Below are 20,950 nucleotides of genomic sequence, written 5' to 3'. Positions count from 1 at the left end.
GGGGGCCATGAAGATCACCGCCGCCCGCGTCATCGTCACCTGCCCCGGCCGCAACTTCGTCACCCTGAAGATCGAGACCGACCAGGGCGTTACGGGCATCGGCGACGGCACGTTGAACGGCCGCGAACTCGCCGTCGTCTCCTATCTCGAAGACCATGTGATCCCGACGCTGATCGGCAAGGACCCGCGGCGGATCGAGGACATCTGGCAATATCTCTACCGCGGCGCCTACTGGCGGCGCGGTCCGGTGACGATGCGGGCGATCGCCGCGGTCGACGTCGCCTTGTGGGACATCAAGGCGAAGATGGCCGGCATGCCGCTCTACGATTTGCTCGGCGGCAAGAGCCGGGAGGGGGTGATGGTCTACGGCCACGCCAACGGCGCCGACCTCGAGGCGACCGTCGATGCGGTCGGCCGCTACATCGACTTGGGCTATAAGGCGATCCGCGCCCAATCCGGCATTCCCGGCATCGAGATGGCCTATGGCGTCGGCCGCGGCACGCTCCAGTACGAGCCGGCCGATGCGGCCCTGCCCACCGAGACAATGTGGGACACGGCGAAATATCTGAACTTCGTGCCCAAGCTGTTCGAGAAGCTGCGGCACACATACGGCTTCGACCATCACCTGCTCCACGATGGCCACCATCGGATGACGCCGATTGAGGCGGCGCGGCTCGGCAAGGCGCTGGAGCCCTATTCCCTGTTCTGGCTCGAGGACGCGACGCCGGCCGAGAACCAGGAGGCGTTCCGGCTAATCCGCGAGCACACCACCACGCCGCTCGCCGTGGGCGAGATCTTCAACACCATCTGGGACGCCAAGGACCTCATCCAGAACCAGCTGATCGATTATATCCGCATGACCATCGTCGGCTCGGGCGGCCTCACCCACCTCAGGCGCGTCGCGGATTTCGCCAGCCTCTACCAGGTCCGCACCGGCTGCCACGGCGCCACCGACCTGTCGCCGGTGACGATGGGCACGGCGCTCCATTTCGACACCTGGGTCCCCAATTTCGGCATCCAGGAATATATGCGCCACACCGAGGAGACGGACGCCGTCTTCCCCCACGCCTATCGCTTCGAGGACGGCTTCCTCTACGCGGGCGATGCCCCCGGCCACGGCGTCCAGATCGACGAGGCGCTGGCGGCGAAATATCCCTACAAGCCCGCCTACCTCCCAGTGGCGCGGCTCGAGGACGGGACGTTGTGGAACTGGTGAGCGGCTATTGCACCGGCGCGGGGGTCATTTCGTAGAGGCCGAGGCGCGCGCCGTCGCGGCTGGGGACGGCGAGGCGGTAGCGGAAGGGGCCGATCCGCTCGAACAGGCCGATGACGTTCGCGGCGAGATCCTCGCCATAGCCGCGCAGCACGCCGCGCGGGCGCGGCGCGGCGGTGCCGAGGAATACGAGGCAGGCGTTTGCCTTGTCGTCGAACAGATAGCCGCCGAGCCGCTCCGGCCCTGCCTCGACGGTGAGACTGAGCCGCTCGCCCTCGACGCCGACGAAGCAGAAGCCGTCCGGCCGGGCGCGCGGCGGCGCGAAGCCCAGCGAGACGAAGCGGCAGAGATAGGCGCCCGGCGAAGGCGCGGCGCGGGCGAGGCCAGCGCGCGGATCGACCAATGCGCCGCGCCGCCCGCCGCGGCCGGCCGAGGCGCGGGCCCATGTCTCCGGCAGCTTATCGAGCAGTGCGGCATCCGCCGGGGTGGCAGCCTGACGCCACGCTTCCGGAGCTTCCACCGTCACCGATGCGGCCTGCGGAAGCGCGGCGTGCGGACGAAGCTCGGCGCACGCGGCCAGGCCGGCGAACGGCAGGAGCAGGCAGGCGAGGCGGGGGAGCGGGCGGGTCATCGCCTTCCAGCTTGGCGATAATGGTTAACGGAAGGTTACCGCGCCGCCGAGCCGCCCGCACTGCGCGGCGGCTTGTCTTTTGGAGCCCCGATGCTAGGCCCCGGCCATGCTGAGCCTCCAGTTCATCCGCGAGCATACCGACGCCGTGCGCAAGGCCGCGGCGGAGAAGAACGTCGCCCTCGATCTCGACAGCCTGCTCGCCCTCGACGGCGAGGCGCGGACGCTCAAGACTCGCATCGACGAGCTGCGGCGCCAGCGCAACGAGATCAGCGCCAGCTTCAAGACCGCCGATCCGGCCGAGCGCCCGGCGCTCGGCGCCAAGGCCAAAGCGATGGGCGCCGAGGCTTCGGAGGCGGAGGCGGCGCTGGGCGAGAAGCAGGCGGCGCTCGATGCCTTGCTGCTGCGTGTGCCGAACATTCCCTGGGACGGCGCGCCGGTGGGGCCGGACGAGAGCTTCAATACGGTTGTCCGCACCGAGGGCGAGCCGCCCCGCTTCGACTTCACGCCGCGCGACCATGTCGAATTGGTCGAGATGAACGACTGGGCCGACCTCGCCCGCATCACCCAGGTCGCCGGCTCGCGCCAATATTGCCTGAAGGGGCGTCTGGCCCTCCTCGAACAGGGCCTGATGTTCTGGGCCGAGCGCAAGCTTGCGGCCGAGGGGTTTACTTTGATGACCGTGCCGGCGCTGGCACGGCCGCAGGCCTTCGTCGCCACAGGGCATTTCCCGGGGCACGAGGAAGAAGCCTATTCGGTCCCCGCCGACGACCTCTATCTTGCCGGCACCGGCGAGATCGCTTTGACCTCGCTCCACTCGGGCGAGATCCTGGAGGCCGACAAGCTCCCCATCCGCTACGCCGGCTATTCCCCCTGTTTCCGCCGCGAGGCGGGAAGCGCGGGGCGCGACGTCCGCGGGCTGCTGCGCGTCCACCAATTCTACAAGCTCGAACAATATGTCATCTGCGAAGACGACGACGCCGTCTCCGCCGAATGGCACGCCCGGCTCCTCGCCAATGCCGAGATGCTGCTCAGGGAGCTCGAAATCCCCTATCAGGTCATCGAGACGTCGACCGGCGACATGGGTCTCGGCAAGTTCCGGATGAACGACATCGAGAGCTGGGTGCCGAGCCTCGGCAAATATCGCGAGACCCACAGCTGCTCGACGCTCCACGATTGGCAGGCGCGCCGCGCCAATTTGCGCTGGCGCGACGGGGAGCGGAAGGTGCGCTTCGTCCATACGCTCAACAACACGGCGCTCGCCTCGCCCCGCATCCTCGTGCCTCTGCTCGAGAACCACCAGCAGGCGGACGGGCGGGTGCGGCTTCCCAAGGCGCTGCAGGAATTGATGGGCGGCGAGTATCTCTGAGCGCGATGCCCGGAGGCCGCCGGCCTGGCTCCTCTTGAAGGAGGGCGGAGCACTCGCGGCGCGCTTCTGGCGCGGCTTCGGCCGGCTCGGCGAGCGCGGGCCGGAGGACGGGCAGCCGCTGATGGTCATCCCCGGCTTCCTCGCCAACGACCGCACCACCCTGGGGCTCCAGCGCGCGCTCGCCGCCGCAGGCTACCGCGTCGTCGGCTGGGGCATGGGCATGAACAAGGGCGTCGAGCCCGATACGCTCGAACGGCTCGCCGGGCAGATCGAGCGGCATGGCCGCAGCGCGCCGGTGATCCTCGTCGGCTGGAGCCTCGGCGGCATCTATGCGCGGGAGGTGGCGAAGCTGCGGCCCGATCTCGCTGCCAAGGTCATCACGCTCGGCTCCCCTTTCTCGGGCGATCCGCGCGCCAACAATGCCTGGCGGCTCTACGAGCGCGTCGCCGGCCACAAGGTCGACGCGCCGCCCGTCGAGACGAACACCTGGGAGAAGCCGCCGGTGCCGACGCTGGCCATCTGGTCCCGCCGCGACGGCATCGTCGCCCCTGCCTCGGCGCGCGGCAGACCGGGCGAGAGCGACCGCCAGCTCGAGCTCGACTGCGGTCACATGGCCTTCGGCGTCAGCGGCCGCGCCTATCCCAGGATCGTCGATGCGGTGCGCGCCTTCTGACCCCCCGCGAGCCGCGGCGCCATTCGCCTCTTCCCTTGCCGTTTCAACTTGTTAAGCTTCACGCTCTCGGGGGAGAGGCTTGATGTTCACGATCGACGATCCGGGTTTCCGGGAAATGGCGGTGGCGACCGTGGTCGCCTTCCTGTTCGCCTATGGCATGTGCTGGGGGCTCGACAAGCTCGTCCTCCGCCGCCTGATCGCCGACCGCATCGCCGGCATTGCGCTCGGCGGAGTCGCCGCCTTCCTCTGCCTGATGGGCGCCGGCACCTTCTACCTGACGCGGGCCATGGGGTTCGGCGGCGGACCGATCGTGGTGCCGCCGATCCAGTACGTCCTCACCTTCCTCGGCGGCACGTTCGCGGCGGGCGCGCTGCGCATGGCGCTCTACGTCCGGGAATATGAGCGCAGCGACGACATGCTCGTCTTCGATCCCGATTATGACGACCTCTCGCGCTACGACGAGGAGGTCAACGACTGGGACGAGAAGAATCGCGGCCGCGGCTATTTCCGCCGCCACTGGGTGGGCCACCTGCCGCTGCCCGTCGCCTATTGGGTGAACGGCGCAATGCTGTCGGCGCTGGTGCTCGGCGCCGCCGAGTATCTCGCCCACAAGGTCAGGACCGAGTGGCATTCGCTGCAGGCGATGGCGGCGGTCGCGCTCGGCTACATCATCGTCTCCAGCCTGGTGTGGCTGTGGAGCTCGGTCGGCATCTGGCGCTCGGCCTACTGGCACCGCCGCCGCGGCGGCTCGGCCGGCTGGGGCTTCGCCGCCCGGGCGCTGGTGCTTCTCGGCGCCCTCGGCATTACGCTGCGCGCCGGCGACGTCGGCCTCCAGGCCGCAGAGCTCGGCAAGCTCGCCCGCGGCGAGGACAGCATCGGCAAGGTCGCCGAGATGAAACTCTCGCCGGACGGGCAGGAGATCGTCCTCAACGGCAATCTGGCTTTGGGCGCCGCCGACCGGTTCGACGCCGTCCTGTCGAGCGCGCCCAAGGCGAAGACCCTCGTCCTCACCTCGCCGGGCGGGCGCATCTTCGAGGCGGAGCAGATCGCCGAGGCGGTGCGCAAGCGCGGTCTCGACACCCGGGTCGACGATTCCTGCATGTCCGCCTGCACCGACATCCTCCTCGCCGGCCGCTCGCGCAGCGCCCCGGCGCGGGCGCGGATCGGCTTCCACCAGCCCGATTTCCCCGGCCTCAGCCAGAGCGAGCGCGCGCAGGCGACGATGGCGATGCACGACCGCTACATCGCCGCCGGGGTGAAGGAGCAGTTCGTGTGGCGGGCGATGACGCCGCCGCCGCAGAACATGTGGTTCCCGACCGCCGAGGAATTGGTCGACGCCAACGTGCTGACCACCTCGGCGGCGGTGACCCGTCCGGGCGCGGCCGCCGAGAGCCTGAGCGACCGGCGGCTGCGCGCCGATGTCGAGGCGGCCGCGGCGCGGATGAACCGCGGCACGCCGCGCGCCGTGGACGGCATGACGACCCTCGAGCGGGCCACCGCGTCCGGCTTCACCCTCACCCAATATTACCGGGTGAACCTCGAGCATCTCGACATCGCCCGCAGCCGAGCGGCGATGACGGCCGGCGCGCGGCGCCTCGTCTGCTCGGACCGCGACGGCGCCGCCACCGTGCATGACGGCGGCCGCTTCGCCTTCGTCTACACCGACCGCCGCGGCGGGCATCTGTTCGATGTGGCCGTGACGAGCTGCGACGGCGTCTAGCCTAGGAACGCGGCGGCGACCTCCGGCGGCACCCGCAAGGGGCGTCCGGTCACCTTGTCCAGCACCGCCCAGGTGGTGCGCGCGCGGACCCGGGGCTTGCCGTCGGCGCCGGTGAACTCGACATGGCGGTCGAACCGGGCGCCCCGCGGCGCCTCCCCGACCCAGGTGCGCCCCGTCACCGTCTCGCCCGGCAGGACGGCGCGCAGATAGTCGATCTCGTGCCGGACCACGACCCAGACATAGGCGTCGCGATGCGCCGGCGGCGCCGCCGCATACCAGTGGGCCGTGGCGATGTCCTGAATCCAGCGCACCCACACCGCATTGTTGACGTGGCCGAGCTCGTCGATGTCCTGCTCGGTCGCCGTGATGGTGCGGTCGAAAGGAGTCACGCGCCGCCCATCTGGGTGAGGACGAAGGCATAGGCCTCGGCCACCTCGCGCAAGCTGTCCCAGCGGCCGGACTTGCCGCCATGGCCGGCGCCCATGTTGATCTTGAGGAGGAGGAGATTGTCGTCGGTCTTGGTCGCCCGCAGCCGCGCCGCCCATTTGGCCGGCTCCCAATAGGTGACGCGCGGATCGTGGAGGCCACCGGTGATCAGCATCGGCGGATAGGAATGGGCGCCGACATTGTCGTAGGGGCTATAGGAGCGGATCAGCGCGAACGCGGCCGGGTCCTCGATCGGGTTCCCCCACTCCGGCCATTCGCCCGGGGTCAGCGGCAAAGTGTCGTCGAGCATGGTGTTGAGCACGTCGACGAAGGGGACATCGGCGACGATCGCGCCCCATAGCTCCGGATCGGAATTGACCACCGCGCCCATCAGCTCGCCGCCCGCCGAGCCGCCTTGCGCGGCGATGCGGCCGGGCCGGGCGAAGCCGGCGGCGGCGAGGCCTTTCGCGGCATCGACGAAATCGTTGAAGGCGTTGGTGCGCTTGTCGAGCTTGCCGTCGAGGAACCAGCCATAGCCGAGGTCGTCGCCGCCGCGGATATGGGCGATGGCATAGGCGTAGCCGCGGTCGAGCAGGCTGATGCGGCTGGTCGAGAAAGCCGGCGGGATGGCGATCCCGTAGGCGCCGTAGCCGTAGAGGAAGAGGCGGCCGGAGCCGTCTTTCGGGAAGCCCTTACGGTAGACGACGGAGACCGGCACCTGCTTGCCGTCGCGCGCCGGCACCATCAGCCGCTCGCTCGTGTAGGCGGAGGCGTCATAGCCTGACGGCACCTCCTGGACCTTGCGCACCTCCAGCTCGCCGCTGCCGGGATGGTAGTCGTAGACCGTTCCCGGCGTGACCATCGAGGAGTAGCTGAGGCGGTAGGAAGCAGGCCCGAATTCGGGATTGCCCGAGAAGGAGGCGCTGTAGGCGGCCTCCGTGAACGGCAGCGGCGTCTCCGCGCCCCCATAGGTGCGGAGGAGCAGTTGATCGAGGCCGTCGACCCGCTGCGAGACGGCGAGATGGTCTCGGTAGCTGGTATGACCGGTCAAGTAGACGCGGTCGGAGCCCGCGATCACCGTCCGCCACTCCGCCGGGTTCGTGAACTCCGCCTCGGCGAGGCGGAAGTTCACATGGTCGTCGTTGGTGAGGATCCACAGCTTCCGGTGCGCGGCGTCGCATGTGTAGTGGCGCCCCGTTTGCCGCGGCGAGACCAGGACCGGCTCCGCCGCGGGGTCCGTCGCGGGCACGAAGCGGACCTCGTCGGTGGTGTTGTCGCCGGTGGCGATGAAGATCAGGCTCTTGTCCTGCGACTTGCCGAGACCGACGCTGAAGCCGAGGTCGTCGGTCTCCTCGTACAGGGTGCGGTCCTCCTCGATCGGGCGGCCAAGCCAGTGCAGGCGCGCACGGTAGCTGCGCCAATTGTCGTTGACCTCGGTGAAGAGGATCCCGCGGCTGTCGGCGGTCCACACCGGCTCGCCGATGCCGACCTCCGTCACGGTCTCCAGATCGGTGCCCAACGCGATGTCGCGGATGCGCAGCTTGAACCGCTCCGAGCCGGTGTCGTCGACAAGCGTCGCGGCCAGCTTTCCGTCCGGGCTCACCGCCAGTGCGCCGAGCCGGAAGTAATCGCTCGCGGCGGCCGCGGCGGGCTCGTCGAACACCACTTCTTCAGCGCCGTCGCCTTCGGCCGGTTTGCGGTACCACACCCGATATTGCGCGCCCGGCGTGAACGCCCACCAATAGAGCCAGTCGCCGTTGCGGATCGGCACGGAGGCGTCGTCCTCCTTGATCCGCCCCTTCATCTCCTCGAACAGAGTCTCGACCAGCGCCTTGTGCGGCCCCATCGCCGCCTCGAAATAGGCATTCTCCGCCTTCAGATAATCGTGCACGCCTTCGTCGGTGACCTCGGGATAGGCCGGGTCGCGCAGCCAGTGCCACGGATCCTCGACGGTGACCCCGTGGCGTTCGTAGCTGTACGGGCGCTGCTCGGCGCGGGGCGGTGGGGGGAGGGTCATGCGGCTCTTTCGTGGCTGCGGCGGCTGGTCTATTCGAGCCTTCAGCCCATAACGCCGCCTGAGGAATTTGCCATGTCCACCTACGAAGCCCGCCTCGCCGCCCTTCGCGAGCAGCTCAAGGCGGATCGCCTCGACGGCTTCGTCGTGCCGCTCACGGACGAGCATATGAGCGAATATGTCGGCTCCTACGCCCAGCGGCTCGCCTGGCTGACGGGCTTTCAGGGCTCCGCGGGCTCGGCGGTCGTGCTGCCGGAGGAAGCGGCGATCTTCACCGACGGGCGCTACACCCTCCAGGTCCGCGACCAGGTCGACGGCCGCCACTGGTCCTACCAGTCGGTGCCGGAGACCAGCGCCGCCAACTGGCTCAAGGTCCACGCCCCCGATGGCGGCCGCATCGGCTACGATCCGTGGCTCCACACCAGCGACTGGGTCGTCCGCGCGAAGGAAGCGCTCGCCGAGAAGGGCGCCGAGCTCGTCGCCGTCCGCCGCAACCCGATCGACGCGGTCTGGTCGGACAAGCCGGAGCCCTCAAAGGCCCGCCTCGCCGTCCACCCCGAAACCTACACCGGGAAATCCTCCGCGGCGAAGCGGCAGGAGATGGCGGACTGGCTCCGGGAGCAGAAAGCCGATGCCGCCGTCCTCTCCGCGCTCGATTCGATCGCCTGGACCTTCAACGTCCGCGGCGCCGACGTCGAGCACACCCCGGTCGCCCTCTCCTTCGCATTGGTCAACGAAGACGGCACCGCCGACCTGTTCGTAGCGCCGGAGAAGATGGGCGACGACGTCCGCCAGCATCTCGGCAACGGCGTCCGCGTCCACGACCGCTCCGCGTTCGAAACCTATCTCGGCAGCCTCAAGGGCAAGACCGTCGTCGCCGATCCGGAGCGCGCGGTCGCGGCGATCTTCGAAGCGCTGGAGAAAGCCGGCGCCAAAGTGGTGAAGAAGCGCGATCCCGCGGTGCTTCCCAAGGCGATCAAGAACGATGCCGAGGTGAACGGCCACCGCGCCGCCCAGGCCCGCGACGGCGCCGCCCTCACCCGCTTCCTCCACTGGATCAGCATCGAGGCGCCCAAGGGCAATGTCGACGAGCTGATCGCGGTCGACAAACTCCAGCAATTCCGCATGGCAGCGGGCGACCTCCGCGACACGAGCTTCGACACCATCTCGGGCGCCGGGCCCAACGGCGCCATCGTCCACTACCGCGTCACCGAGGAGACCAACCGCCCGATCGAGATGGACTCGCTCTATCTGGTCGATTCGGGCGGCCAGTATCCGGACGGCACCACCGACGTGACCCGCACCGTCGCCATCGGCATCCCGACGGCCGAGATGCGCGACCGCTTCACCCGCGTCCTGAAAGGCCATATCGCCGTCGCCCGCGCACTCTTCCCTGAAGGGACGCGCGGCAGCCAGCTCGACACGCTCGCCCGTCAATATCTGTGGCGCGCCGGCCTGGATTACGCCCATGGCACCGGCCACGGCGTCGGCTCCTTCCTGGCGGTCCACGAAGGGCCGCAGCGCATCGCGCCTGCCGGCTCCAGCCAGTCGGGCGGAGACGAGCCGCTGAAGGCGGGCATGCTGCTCTCCAACGAGCCAGGCTATTACAAGACCGGCGAATACGGCATCCGCATCGAGAACCTGGTGCTGGTGGCGCCGCAGGAGGTCCAGGGCGCCGAGAAGAAGCTGCTCGGCTTCGAGACCCTCACCTTCGCGCCGATCGATCCGGCGCTGGTCGAGGTGTCGCTGCTCTCGCCGGAGGAGCGCGACTGGCTCAACGCCTATCACGCCCAAGTGCTGGAGGTGGTGGGGCCGCAGCTCGAGGGCGAGGTGAAGGCCTGGCTCGAGGCGCAGTGTAAGCCGCTCTAATCCTCCGCGTCCCGGGGAGGAACTGGGGCTGGGGCACCTTCCCCCCGCGCCTGCGCCTTCCGCCTGCGCAGATTGTCCCGCAGCGCCTCCGCCAGGCGCCTTTCGCGCTCTTCGTCCCGCTTCGCCATCGCCTTTGCCTTGACATAGCGCACGGCCCACGGCCATAGCGCCGCGTCCCCGAATGCCCTCGCTGGGCGTCGACAGGCGATGCTGCCGTAGCTCAGTGGTAGAGCGCATCCTTGGTAAGGCTGAGGTCGTGAGTTCAATCCTCACCGGCAGCACCACCGTCTGCTTTGGCGTCTGTTCGGGCGCCTGTTCGGGACCCGCCATTGACAAAGGCGTCGTCTCCGGGCGATCAATGCCGCGGGATGTCAGCGAAGCGTGACGGAGAATTCGATGCGAATTGTGATGCTTATGGGTGCCGCCTGCAGCGCGGCCATGCTGGTCTCCACTGCGGTCGCAACGACGCCTGTGAAGAAGAGCGACGGAACCAAGGTGATCTGCCGTGAACTAGGCGAGACAGGGTCTCGGCTGGCGTCGAAGCGCGTCTGCCTGACCCGCGACCAGTGGCGCGACCAGGCGCAGACGCAGCGCACCGATCTCGACAAGGCCCAGCGCATCCGCGTCGGCCCGGACGGCCAGTAAGGCTTGTCGCCCGCGCCCGCGCCTTACTGGCGCGCGGTGCGGACCACCATATCGAGCACCGCCGGGTGAAGCGGGCGGACGAATTCGCAGCCCATCAGATGGCCGCGCATCCAGGCGACGCGCGCGTGCATGCTCTCCAGCCCCGGCATCTTCAGCCACACGTCCGAGCCCGGCATCAGGTCGAGGTGGGTGGCGGCGCGGAAGCCGTGGGTCGAAAGGTCCATCACCTGGATCGTCACGGCGTGGGCGCCGCGCTGACGCAGTCCGGCACCGAGCACCAGCTCGGTGCGGGCGGCGCGCCGGCCGTCCTCGCCGGGCTGGGTGCTGAGTTGTCCGGTGAGCGCCGTCACGGCTGAAACCTCAGCGCTCGGGAACGGCGATCCCCACCGCCATGCCCCACATCTCGGCCAGCTTACGATCGTGCGCGGTCATATCCTCTCCGAACAGGCGGGGGCGGCGGAAACGCGGCTGGTTCTGGTCGGTGGTCGTCCGGCGCAGCTGCACGAGCACTTCGCTCTCATCGATCTGGAAAGCGAATTCGAGACCCGCGCGGTTGCATCCGGTCCAGGCGATTCGCGCAGGAACCGTAATCGAGCCGCGGTGGAACACCACTTCCGTCCCCGGCGCCGGCGGCACGGTCTGGCACTCGACCAAAGCGCCTTTCTGCGACAGATCGCGCAGCCGCACGTCGATTTCCGACCCGCCGATGTCGAGCTTCGCGGCGAGCAGCACGCGGTTGCGCTTCGCCCGGCGCTTGCCGGCCACCGGCAGATCTACGTAGCTCTCGACGCCCATTCCCGTTTTCCCGTCTCATCCGGCCTTGCGGGCACGCTACGCGCGCGCCGCCTAACTTGTGGTAAACGCGGCGGCAGATTTTTCCGCGCCGGCCGCCCTCCGCGTTGACCTGCCCGGCCCGCCCACTATGGCGCCGCCATGCGTTTTTTCTCCGACAATGCCGCCCCCGCCTGCCCGGAAGTCATGGCCGCGCTCCACGCCGCCAACCGCCTCGACACCGCCTATGACGGCGACGAATGGAGCCGGCGCCTCGACGGGACTTTTTCCGAGCTGTTCGGCACCGACGTGGCGGCCCTGTGGGTGGCGACCGGAACGGCGGCCAACGCCCTCGCCCTGGCTGCCCTCTGCCCGCCCCACGGCAGCATCGTCTGCCACCGCGACGCCCACATCCAGAACGACGAATGCGGCGCGCCCGAATTCTACACCCACGGCGCGAAGCTGCTGCTCGCGGAAGGCATCGGCGCCAAGCTCACCCCGGAGACGGTCACCGCGCTCCTCGACAGCGTCCGCAACGATGTCCACCAGACGCAGCCGCACACCCTCTCGATCACCAACGCGACCGAATATGGCCTCGTCTATTCAGCCGACGAGACGTCCGCGCTCGGCGCGCTGGCGCGGGCGCGGGGCCTCAATTTCCACATCGACGGCGCCCGCTTCGCCAATGCGATGGTGCGCACCGGCGCCAGCCCCGCCGATTTGAGCTGGAAGGCCGGCGCGGACGCGCTGAGCTTCGGCTTCACCAAGAATGGCGGCATGTCCGCGGACATGCTGATTTTCTTCAAGCCGGAGCTCAAGGCCGCGGCACTCTACCGCCGCAAGCGCGCCGGGCATCTGCTGTCCAAGGGCCGCTTCCTCGCCGCCCAGGTGCTGGCGATGCTCGATGACGATGTCTGGCTGCGCAACGCCCGCGCCGCCAATGCCGCCGCCGCCCGCCTCGCCGAAGCCGCCGGGCCCGAACGCCTCCTTCTCCCGGTCGAAGCCAACGAGCTCTTCATCCGCGCCACGCCGGCCGAAGCGCAGCGCCTGCGCGCCCAGGGCTTCGACTTCTACGACTGGGGCCCCGGCGAAGCCCGCCTCGTCACCAGCTGGGACACCGACCCCGCCGCCATCGACGAGCTCGCCGCGGCGATCCGGGCCCTGTGAGGACGGACGGAGCGAGCTTCCTCAATCCTCGCATCCTCCTCCCCTTCATTGTCGTCACCCTGATCTGGGGATCGACCTGGATCGTCATCCGCGACCAGTTCGGAGCGGTCCCCGCCACCTGGTCGGTGACCTACCGCTTCGCCATCGCGGCGGCGGCGACGTTCGCTTACGCCAATGCGACCGGCGCCTCGCTCGGCATCGGGCGCCACGGGCATCTGCTCGCTCTGACGTTCGGGATTCCGCAATTCTGCCTGAACTTCAACCTGGTCTACGCGGCAGAGCATCACGTCACCTCCGGCCTCGTCGCGGTGGTGTTCGCGCTGCTGCTGGTGCCGAACGCGGCCTTGTCGCGCGCCTTTCTCAAGCATCCGCTGAGCAGCCGCTTCCTGCTCGGCTCCGCCATCGCAATCGTCGGCGTTGGGCTGCTGTTCGTCCAGGAGATGCGGGCCAGCGGTGGCCGGGAGGCGGAGGTGGCGCTCGGCATCGCGCTGACCCTCCTCGCCGTCCTCTCCGCCTCCGTCTCGAACGTCCTGCAGGGCAGCCAGCGGCTTCGGGCCCGGCCCGTGCCGCCGATGCTCGCGTGGGGCATGGTCTACGGCGTGCTGTGCGACGGCGCCGTCGCCGCACTCTTCTACGGCCCGCCGCGCTTCGACCTCCGGCCCGATTACATCGCCGGGCTGCTCTATCTCGGCCTCTGCGCCTCGGCGCTCGCCTTCACCCTCTATTTCGGCATCATCCGCGCCATCGGCCCCGGTAAGGCGGCCTATTCGAGCCTGCTCGTGCCGATCATCGCGATGGGCTTCTCGACCGCGTTCGAGGGGTACCATTGGTCGCGGCCAGCGGCGGCGGGCGGTGCGCTCGCCCTCGCCGGCCTGTTCATTGCGCTGCGCTCGGCGCGGCGGCCGGCGGCGGAGGCGTGACGATCCCGCGCTGATCCGTCGGCAGCTCGCCGAGGTGCCGCGCCTTCCAGTCCATCGACGCCCGCACCCGGGTGCGGCCTGAAGGATGGTCGAAGAACATAGCCTCCTCGATCGGCCCTGGCTCGATTTTGCGATATTCCGAAAGCTTCATCGCGATCGAGGCGAAACCGTCCGGCTCGCGTGCCGCATCGAGGCCGAAGGCGTCGGCGGCGTTCTCCTCGCTGCGGATCACGGTGTTGAACACCGGAGTCAGCACAAGGATGAATATGGTCAGGATGAGCGCGAAGGCGGGCACCACCGCCGGATCGGCGACGCTCTCGATACGCCACCGGCTCCCCCACCGCGCGAGCATCCACGGGGTCAGACGCCACAGGATCAAGGCGGCGACTAGGGCGATGGCCGAGAAGGCGAGGATCAACTTCCACACGTGCCCGAGCACGTAGTGGCCCATTTCGTGGCCCATCACCGCCTTCACTTCCGCTGGGCTGCTGCGATTGAGAAGGTTATCGTTGAGGGCGATGCGGATCGTCGGGCCGAAGCCGGCCACGTTCGCCGAGATGCGCTTCGACTGCTTGGAAGCATCGACCACCCACACGTTAGTCGCGGGGATATGGTTCGCCTGCGCCATCGCTAAAATCTGCTCGCGCATTGGGCCGGCCTGCATCGGCGTATATTTGTTGAACAGCGGCTCGATGAAGAGCGGCTGGAGCACCAAGGCGAAGGCCATCATCGCCACCAGCGCCGCCGTGCCCCACAGCCACCAGGTCCGCGGCGCGCGGCGGATGACGGCGAAGATCACCGTCAGCATGATCGCCGTCATCACCAGGGTGACGCCGAGGGCGATGCCCTCCTGCCCGAGCCAGCCGCCGAAGCTCTGGTTGGAGAGGCCGTATTGATGCTCGCGGAAGAAGCCGGTGTAGATCGTCCACGGAAGGACGATCAGCGAACCCAGTACGACATAGGGAAGCGCATACACGCCCGGCTGCAGCCAGCCGTGCTTCGTCACCCGCCCCGCCCAGTCGCGCCACGCCGCGGACCAGCCCATGTGCAGCATCAGCCAGTGCGACGCGACGCCGACCAGCGCGCCCCACAGGAGCAGCCAATAGCCGCCCTCGAAATAGGCGTCGGACTTGGCCCGCGCCGCCCCCTGCAGGGTGGCGAGATAGGCGCGCGTGGCGACTTCCGGATCGAAGGGCGCCGCGGCGGCGGCGATCAGCGCGATGATCATGAAAGCATATCCTCCCCGAAACGATTGTGTGGCGCGAAAGCACGGCGAAGGAAAGCGCCCGCGTTGCGCCCGCCCCGCCCGGCTCCTAAGTGCCCGCCATGGTCGATGCCCAACACGCCGCCGCCCCGCCCCCCGCTCCCGTCCGCCGCGAGGATTACCGGCCGCCCGAGTGGCTGGTCCCGGAGATCGCGCTGGAGTTCGCGCTTGGGGCGGAGCGGACCCGGGTGCGCAGCCGTCTGACGGTCACCCGCAACGGGGAGCACGACCGGCCCCTGAAGCTCAACGCGGAGGAGCTCGAGCTGCTGTCGGTCACGGTCGACGGGCAACCCGCCGCCTACGAGCATGACGAGGAGGAGGGCATCCTCACCATTCCCCTCGCCGGCGCCTCTGCGATCGTCGAGACCGAGGTGGAGATCGAGCCCTCCGCCAACACCGAGCTGATGGGGCTCTACGAGTCCGGCGGCATCCTGTGCACGCAATGCGAGGCCGAGGGCTTTCGGCGCATCACGCCGTTCCCGGACCGGCCGGACGTGCTCACCCGCTACACGGTGAAGCTGATCGCCGACAAAGCCCTCTATCCAGTGCTGCTCTCGAACGGAGACCCGGTCGGCCAGGGCAATCTCCCCGATGGCCGCCACTGGGCCGAGTGGCACGACCCCTTCCCCAAGCCCTGCTACCTCTTCGCGCTCGTCGCCGGCGATCTCGTCGCCAACCGCGACAGCTTCACCACCCGATCGGGCCGCGAAGTCGCACTCGGCATCTGGGTCCGCGAAGCCGACCTGCCGCGCACCGGTCACGCCATGGAGTCGCTGAAGGACGCCATGGAGTGGGACGAGGAGACCTACGGGCGCGAGTATGATCTCGACGTGTTCAACATCGTGGCGGTGGGCGATTTCAATTTTGGGGCGATGGAGAATAAGGGCCTCAACATCTTCAACTCGCGCTACATCCTGGCGGACCAGGAGACCGCCACGGACGACGATTTCGACGCGGTGGCCGGCGTCGTCGCCCACGAATATTTCCACAATTGGTCGGGCAACCGGGTGACCTGCCGCGACTGGTTCCAGTTGAGCCTCAAGGAAGGCTTCACCGTCTTTCGCGACCAGCAATTCTCCGCCGAAGGATCGGAAGCGGTGAGCCGCATCGCCGACGTCCGCGTGCTGCGCGCCAGCCAGTTCCCCGAGGATTCGGGCCCGCTCGCCCACCCCGTGCGCCCGGAATCCTATATCGAGATCAGCAACTTCTACACGGCCACCGTCTACAACAAGGGCGCCGAGCTCATCCGGATGATGCACACCATCCTCGGCCCCGACAAATTCCGCGCCGGCACCGACCTCTATTTCGACCGCCACGACGGCGAAGCCGCGACCTGCGAGGAGTTCGTGAAGGCGATGGAGGATGCGAGCGGCGCCGATTTCTCCCGCTTCCGCCTCTGGTACGGCCAGTCGGGAACCCCCCGCGTCCGCGCCGACCTCCGGGTCGTCGACGGCCACGCCCATCTGAAGCTTCGTCAGGGCGTGCCGGCGACGCCGGGACAGCCCGCCAAGCAGCCGATGCCGATCCCACTCCGGACGGCTCTGTTCGGCCTCGAGACCGGCGCGAAGCTCGGCGAACGCCTGATCCTTCTCGACCAGGCGGAGGTCGATCTCGACGTCGGCCCCGTCTCGGAGCCGCCGATCCTCTCGATCAACCGCAATTTCTCGGCGCCCGTCACCATCGAGACCAACCGCAGCGCCGCCGACCTCGCCTTTTTGTCGGCACGCGACGACGATCCGTTCGCACGCTACGAGGCGATGCAGCAGCTGATGCTCGACACTCTCCTCGCCGCCGTCGCCGGCCGCCAGGACCACCGCCCGGTGATCGCCGCCGTGCGAGAGACGCTCGCCGACGAGCAGCTCGACCACGCCTTCGTCGGCGAGGCGGTGATCTTGCCGAGCGAGGCGTTCGTCGGCGACCATCTCGCCACCGTCGACCCCGAAGCCGTCGCCGCCGCCCGGGAGGCGCTGCGCACCGCGCTCGGCGAGACGCTGGAGGACGCCTGGCGCGCCGCCTACGCCTCGACCGCCGCCAACCGCTACGAGTATAGCGCCGCAGCCTGCGGCGCGCGGCGCTTGCACTCGGTGGCTCTGAGCTATCTGTTGGCCTCGGGCGCTGCGGACGCGCCGGCGCTGGCGATGCGGCAATATGACGAGGCGGACAACATGACCGACCGCCTCGGCGCCTTGACCGTGCTCGCCAATTCCGATGCGCCCGAGCGGCAGGGCGCCCTCGCCGCCTTCTACGACCGCTACCGTGCCGATCCGCTGGTGCTGGACAAATGGTTCGCCGCCCAGGCCCGCGCGACTCGCGCCGACGCCATCGACACCGTCGAGGCGCTGGCCCGGCACCCGGATTTCTCGCTGACCAACCCCAACCGGCTCCGCTCCCTCGTCGGCGCCTTCGCCGCCAACCAGCGCGCCTTCCACCACCCGTCGGGCCGCGGCTACCGCTTCCTCGCCGACATCCTCCTGCAGGTCGACAAATTGAACCCGCAAACGGCGGCCGGGCTGGTGCCCCCGCTCGGCCGCTGGCGCCGCTTCGGCCCCGACCGCCAGGCCCTGATGCGCGCCGAGCTCGAGCGCATCGTCGCGACGCCGGGCCTTTCGAAGGAAGTGTTCGAGCAGGCCAGCAAGAGCCTCGCGGCTTAGCGGCCCACCCAGGCGGCGACCTGCGCCGCCACGTCGTTCGCGGCGCGGTTAAGGGCGGCGGGGGCGTTGGCGGCGTCGATGGCCGCGACCGGTACGCGCGCTTCGAAGCGGCGGGTCTCCACCGCGTTCGTTCCGCGGGCGATGGCGGCGTCGTAGATCACTACCGCCTGGGAGCCGGTTTCCTCGAAGCCGAACTCCTGCAGGGTGCCGGTAAGGCGCTGGCCCGGGTCGAAGGTGAATTGCCTGGGATCGAGCACCACCCGGCCCGTCTTCGCCGCGATCGTGTCGGAGAGCAGGCGCGCGAACATCGTGTTCGGCATCTCCACCCATTGCGCCTTCGGAAGATAGGTGACCTGCGTGCCGCTCTCGCGCACCGGCACGCGCAGGGTCATCAGCTCCTGCGGCACCGCCGGCGCGACGACGGTGATCGCCTGCGCGGTGGGCGCCGTGCGCGAGCCATTCGGCGCCGCCGCGTCAGGGCTGAGCCGCATCAAGGTCGCCGGCGGCTTCGCGCCGAAGCTGCAGGCCGAGAGGGCGGCGGCGCCCGCGAGCGCCGCGAGGAGAATCGTGCGCGTCATTTCTTGCCCCGCTTGTAATCCGGCAGCTTCGCCGGCCCGAGGATCGAGGTGACCCCGCCCTGGTCGAGCCGCTGCGCGACGTTGTTCAGCGAATCCGACATCTGCCTCAGGTCCCGCACCAATTGCCCGACCTCGGGGATCGTCTGCTTGGAGAAGGCCTGCAGCCCCGGCCGCGCGTCGCCCAAAGTCGCGTTCAGCGTCTTCATGCTGGTGTCGGCCGACTGCACCGTGCGGCGCAGGTCGGCAATCAGCGGCCTGGCGTCCTTCGACAGCACGTCGTTCGACGTGTCGGCGAGGCGGCCGAACCGGTCCGCCGCGTCGCCCGCCTGGCGGATGGCGATACGGGCGTCGGCGAGGGTCGCGGCGATCTCGTCCGAGCGGGCGGCGAGGTTGTGGCTCATCGTGTTGACGTTGTGGAGGATCGCCGCGATCGATGCCTGGTTCTTGTCGCCGAGCAGTTCGGTCAAGCGCAGGGTCAGCGTCGACACGCGCTCGAGCAACTCCGGCGCGCTGTTGAGGATGGCGCCGAGGCCGCCCGGCTTCATCGGGATAACCGGCACGCCGAACGGGCATTGCGCCTTGGCGTCTCCCGAGGGACAGGCGAGTTCGGGCCGCGGCAGGTTCGGGCGCTTGGGATCGCGGTCCGGCGGATCGAGCTGGATTTGCGAGACGCCGGTGAAGCCGACGCCCTTGATCGTCGCGGTGGTGCCGGCGAGGATCGGGGTGTCGTCGTTCACGCTGATCCTGACCCGCACGAATTCGGGCGTCTGCGGCAGGAGGGTGATCGACTTGACCTGCCCCACCGGCACGCCGGAGAAAGTCACCGCCGAACCCGTGGCGAGGCCGTCGACGGCCTGGCTGAACAGGACATCGTAATATTTTTTCTTGTCGCCCGACGCCTGGCTCAGCCACAGGATGAAGGCGAGCACGGCGACCAGCATCACCATGACGACGCTGCCGACGAGGATATGGTTGGACCTGTTTTCCATCAGCCTTCAGCGCCCCCCTGCGCAGCCCCCGCCTTCGCCTCGGCTTCTTCGGCCCGGGCCTCGGCTTCCTCGACGGCTTCTTCGGCCGCCCGTCCGCGGGTACCTCTGAAATATTCCTGTATCCACGGGTGGTCCAAAGCCAATAATTCCGCAATCGTTCCAACCGCGACGACCTTGCGGTCCGCGAGTACCGCCACGCGGTCGCAGATCGTGTACAGCGTGTCGAGGTCGTGGGTGATGAGGAACACCGTCAGACCGAGCCGGTCGCGCAGCTCCAGGACGAGATTGTCGAACGCCGCGGCACCGATCGGATCGAGGCCGGCGGTCGGCTCGTCGAGGAACAAAATCTCCGGATCCAGCGCCAGCGCGCGGGCGATTCCGGCGCGCTTGCGCATGCCGCCGGAGAGCTCGGCCGGATATTTAGGCCCGGCATCGGGATCGAGGCCGACCATGACGATCTTGTAGGCGGCGATCTCGTCGAGCAGCTTTTCCGACAGGCGCGGGTAGAATTCGCGCAAAGGCACTTCGACATTCTCGGCCACCGTCAGCGTCGAGAACAGGGCGGCGCCCTGGAACAGGATGCCCCAGCGCTTGCGCACCCCCTGGAGCGCGGCTTCGCGCGCGCTCAGCATCGGCACGCCGAACACTTCGACCTCGCCCTCGTCCGGCTGCTGGAGGCCGATGATCGAGCGCATCAGCACCGACTTGCCGGTGCCCGAGCCGCCGACGACGCCGTAAATCTCGCCGCGGCGGACCTCGAGGTCGAGCCCTTCGTGCACCTGCTGCTCGCCGAAGCTGTTGGCGAGGCCGCGGACGCGGATGACGATCTCCTGCTCCTCCGGCGGCGCGGCGGCCTGTTTGGCGAGGGTCTCGGTCACAGCCAGCCGATCGAGGTGAAGAAGACGGCGAAGAAGGCGTCGAGGACGATGACCAGGAAGATCGCCTGCACGACGGCGGTGGTGGTGCGAAGCCCGACCTCCTCGGCGTCGGACTTGACCTGCATGCCCTGGAAGCAGCCGGCCATGGCGATGATCAGCCCGAACACCGGCGCCTTGATCAGCAGCTCCCACACGTCGGTCGTCCCGGTGAGGACCTCCCGGACGCGCTGGACAAAGGTGATCGGCGGGATACCGAGGCTGATCCAGCAGAAGATGCCTCCGCCGACGATGGCGAGGATCGCCGCGTAGAAAGCGAGCAAAGGCATCATCGCCACCGTCGCGATGACCCGCGGCAGGACCAGCGCCTCCATCGGCGAGACACCGATCGTGCGCATCGCGTCGACTTCCTCGGCGAGCTTCATCGAGCCGATCTCGGCGGCGAACGACGAGCCGGAGCGCCCCGCGACCATGATCGCCGTCATCAGCACGCCCAGTTCCTTGACCGCCGCGCGGCCGATCAGATTGACCGTGAAGACCTCGGCGCCGAATTGCCGCAGCTGCACCGCGCCCTGCTGCGCGATGACGATGCCGACGAGCAGGCTCATCAGCCCGATGATGCCGAAGGCGTGGACGCCGACCACCTCGAAGCGCTGCACCACCGCGTTGAGCCGAAAGCGGCGGGGGTGCTGGATGACAGCCCACAAGGAGATCAGCATCGCGCCGAAAAAGGCGAGCAGGCCGAGCATCGTCCGGCCCGCAAGCACCGTGGCGGAGCCGATCTGGTCCATCACCCGCATCACGGGCGGCGGGGGGTCCGGGCGGACCTTGATCGGCTTGTCCGCCTCGCCGACCTGGCGCAGCAGGCTGGCGGCGCCCGCGTCGGCCCCAACGATCTCGCCGCCGCGCTCCCGCGCCGTGCGGTGGAGCAGCCAGGCGCCGATCGTGTCCATCCGGCCGACACCGGAGATGTCGAGGACGAAGCCGCGGCCCTTCAGCCGGTCGAGCCGCTGCGGCAGCGGCCCGAGCCGCGAGAGGGTGAGATCGCCGGCGAAGCGCAGCACGCGCCGGCCGTCTTCCTGCGCCTCGCTGTACCTGGCGACCGAACTCATAGCCGCGACATGCTTCAATTCCCCGGTGCCCGCAAGCTGGACAGAAGGCTACGCGCCGTGGATGGA

Annotated in this window: 19 protein-coding genes and 1 tRNA gene; 10 read left to right on the top strand and 10 right to left on the bottom strand. The window is 68.9% G+C overall.

The annotated features are described in order from the left end of the window. Positions 1-7: 7 nt before the first annotated feature. Positions 8-1,216 (top strand): D-mannonate dehydratase ManD, encoded by a 1,209-nt coding sequence (manD, locus tag VGC56_RS05555; protein ID WP_464123782.1) that lies wholly within the window; start codon positions 8-10, stop codon positions 1,214-1,216. 4 nt (positions 1,217-1,220) lie between these two features. Here the strand turns inward: manD and VGC56_RS05550 are convergent, their stop codons facing one another. Next, on the bottom strand, positions 1,221-1,844 hold the full coding sequence (locus VGC56_RS05550) for a DUF4893 domain-containing protein (RefSeq protein ID WP_464123781.1): 624 nt from the start codon (positions 1,842-1,844) through the stop codon (positions 1,221-1,223). Between the two features lie 106 nt (positions 1,845-1,950). Here VGC56_RS05550 and serS point away from each other — a divergent pair, with 106 nt between their 5' ends. The 3 genes from serS (at position 1,951) to VGC56_RS05535 (ending at position 5,603) form a co-directional block, all read left to right on the top strand. Beyond that, positions 1,951-3,210 (top strand): serine--tRNA ligase, encoded by a 1,260-nt coding sequence (serS, locus tag VGC56_RS05545; protein ID WP_464123780.1) that lies wholly within the window; start codon positions 1,951-1,953, stop codon positions 3,208-3,210. Positions 3,211-3,244: 34 nt separating this feature from the next. Beyond that, on the top strand, positions 3,245-3,883 hold the full coding sequence (locus VGC56_RS05540) for an alpha/beta fold hydrolase (protein WP_464123778.1): 639 nt from the start codon (positions 3,245-3,247) through the stop codon (positions 3,881-3,883). A gap of 82 nt (positions 3,884-3,965) precedes the next feature. Further along, positions 3,966-5,603 carry a COG3904 family protein gene (locus VGC56_RS05535; RefSeq protein ID WP_464123777.1) on the top strand — a complete coding sequence of 546 codons (1,638 nt, stop codon included), beginning with the start codon at positions 3,966-3,968 and terminating at the stop codon, positions 5,601-5,603. Here the strand turns inward: VGC56_RS05535 and VGC56_RS05530 are convergent. Further along, positions 5,600-5,992 (bottom strand): acyl-CoA thioesterase, encoded by a 393-nt coding sequence (locus VGC56_RS05530; RefSeq protein ID WP_464123775.1) that lies wholly within the window; start codon positions 5,990-5,992, stop codon positions 5,600-5,602. The genes VGC56_RS05535 and VGC56_RS05530 overlap by 4 nt on opposite strands. Continuing rightward, a complete protein-coding gene (locus VGC56_RS05525; protein ID WP_464123774.1) occupies positions 5,989-8,046 on the bottom strand; it encodes a S9 family peptidase in 2,058 nt (685 codons plus the stop codon). Before VGC56_RS05525 ends, VGC56_RS05530 begins: the two co-directional genes overlap by 4 nt. 72 nt (positions 8,047-8,118) lie before the next feature. Here VGC56_RS05525 and VGC56_RS05520 point away from each other — a divergent pair, with 72 nt between their 5' ends. The 3 genes from VGC56_RS05520 (at position 8,119) to VGC56_RS05510 (ending at position 10,557) form a co-directional block, all read left to right on the top strand. Then, entirely contained in the window at positions 8,119-9,912 is a 1,794-nt protein-coding gene (locus VGC56_RS05520) for an aminopeptidase P family protein (RefSeq protein WP_464123772.1), read from the top strand. Positions 9,913-10,121: 209 nt separating this feature from the next. Then, positions 10,122-10,196, top strand: a tRNA-Thr gene (locus tag VGC56_RS05515). Positions 10,197-10,308: 112 nt separating this feature from the next. Continuing rightward, complete coding sequence (locus VGC56_RS05510; RefSeq protein ID WP_464123771.1) at positions 10,309-10,557, top strand: hypothetical protein; 249 nt, start codon at positions 10,309-10,311, stop codon at positions 10,555-10,557. 23 nt (positions 10,558-10,580) lie between these two features. On the opposite strand, the gene VGC56_RS05505 is transcribed toward VGC56_RS05510, so the two are convergent. Together VGC56_RS05505 and VGC56_RS05500 are read right to left on the bottom strand one after the other, a co-directional pair. After that, positions 10,581-10,907 carry a PilZ domain-containing protein gene (locus tag VGC56_RS05505; protein ID WP_464123770.1) on the bottom strand — a complete coding sequence of 109 codons (327 nt, stop codon included), beginning with the start codon at positions 10,905-10,907 and terminating at the stop codon, positions 10,581-10,583. Between the two features lie 10 nt (positions 10,908-10,917). After that, positions 10,918-11,352 carry a PilZ domain-containing protein gene (locus VGC56_RS05500; protein WP_464123768.1) on the bottom strand — a complete coding sequence of 145 codons (435 nt, stop codon included), beginning with the start codon at positions 11,350-11,352 and terminating at the stop codon, positions 10,918-10,920. A gap of 138 nt (positions 11,353-11,490) precedes the next feature. Between VGC56_RS05500 and VGC56_RS05495 the strand changes: the two genes are divergently transcribed. After that, a complete protein-coding gene (locus VGC56_RS05495) occupies positions 11,491-12,495 on the top strand; it encodes a threonine aldolase family protein (RefSeq protein WP_464123766.1) in 1,005 nt (334 codons plus the stop codon). Next, entirely contained in the window at positions 12,492-13,415 is a 924-nt protein-coding gene (locus VGC56_RS05490) for a DMT family transporter (RefSeq protein WP_464123764.1), read from the top strand. Before VGC56_RS05495 ends, VGC56_RS05490 begins: the two co-directional genes overlap by 4 nt. On the opposite strand, the gene VGC56_RS05485 is transcribed toward VGC56_RS05490, so the two are convergent. After that, positions 13,372-14,643 (bottom strand): M48 family metallopeptidase, encoded by a 1,272-nt coding sequence (locus VGC56_RS05485; RefSeq protein WP_464123763.1) that lies wholly within the window; start codon positions 14,641-14,643, stop codon positions 13,372-13,374. The genes VGC56_RS05490 and VGC56_RS05485 overlap by 44 nt on opposite strands. A gap of 98 nt (positions 14,644-14,741) precedes the next feature. Between VGC56_RS05485 and pepN the strand changes: the two genes are divergently transcribed. Further along, positions 14,742-17,330: an aminopeptidase N gene (gene pepN / locus VGC56_RS05480; protein WP_464123761.1), complete on the top strand. Its 2,589-nt coding sequence runs from the start codon at positions 14,742-14,744 to the stop codon at positions 17,328-17,330. Here pepN and VGC56_RS05475 read toward each other — a convergent pair. The 4 genes from VGC56_RS05475 to VGC56_RS05460 are packed head-to-tail and all read right to left on the bottom strand — an operon-like array spanning position 17,327 to position 20,884. Further along, on the bottom strand, positions 17,327-17,908 hold the full coding sequence (locus tag VGC56_RS05475; protein WP_464123759.1) for an ABC-type transport auxiliary lipoprotein family protein: 582 nt from the start codon (positions 17,906-17,908) through the stop codon (positions 17,327-17,329). The genes pepN and VGC56_RS05475 overlap by 4 nt on opposite strands. Next, positions 17,905-18,897, bottom strand: coding sequence for an MlaD family protein (locus VGC56_RS05470; RefSeq protein WP_464123757.1), 993 nt, complete (start codon positions 18,895-18,897; stop codon positions 17,905-17,907). The genes VGC56_RS05475 and VGC56_RS05470 overlap by 4 nt, the downstream gene beginning before the upstream one ends. After that, positions 18,897-19,775: an ABC transporter ATP-binding protein gene (locus VGC56_RS05465; protein WP_464123755.1), complete on the bottom strand. Its 879-nt coding sequence runs from the start codon at positions 19,773-19,775 to the stop codon at positions 18,897-18,899. The genes VGC56_RS05470 and VGC56_RS05465 overlap by 1 nt, the downstream gene beginning before the upstream one ends. Continuing rightward, a complete protein-coding gene (locus tag VGC56_RS05460; RefSeq protein ID WP_464123753.1) occupies positions 19,772-20,884 on the bottom strand; it encodes an ABC transporter permease in 1,113 nt (370 codons plus the stop codon). Before VGC56_RS05460 ends, VGC56_RS05465 begins: the two co-directional genes overlap by 4 nt. Positions 20,885-20,950: the final 66 nt, after the last annotated feature.

Source organism: Allosphingosinicella sp. (assembly GCF_036403745.1).
Taxonomy (GTDB): Bacteria; Pseudomonadota; Alphaproteobacteria; order Sphingomonadales; family Sphingomonadaceae; genus Allosphingosinicella.
This window is presented reverse-complemented; position numbering and strand designations above follow the sequence as displayed.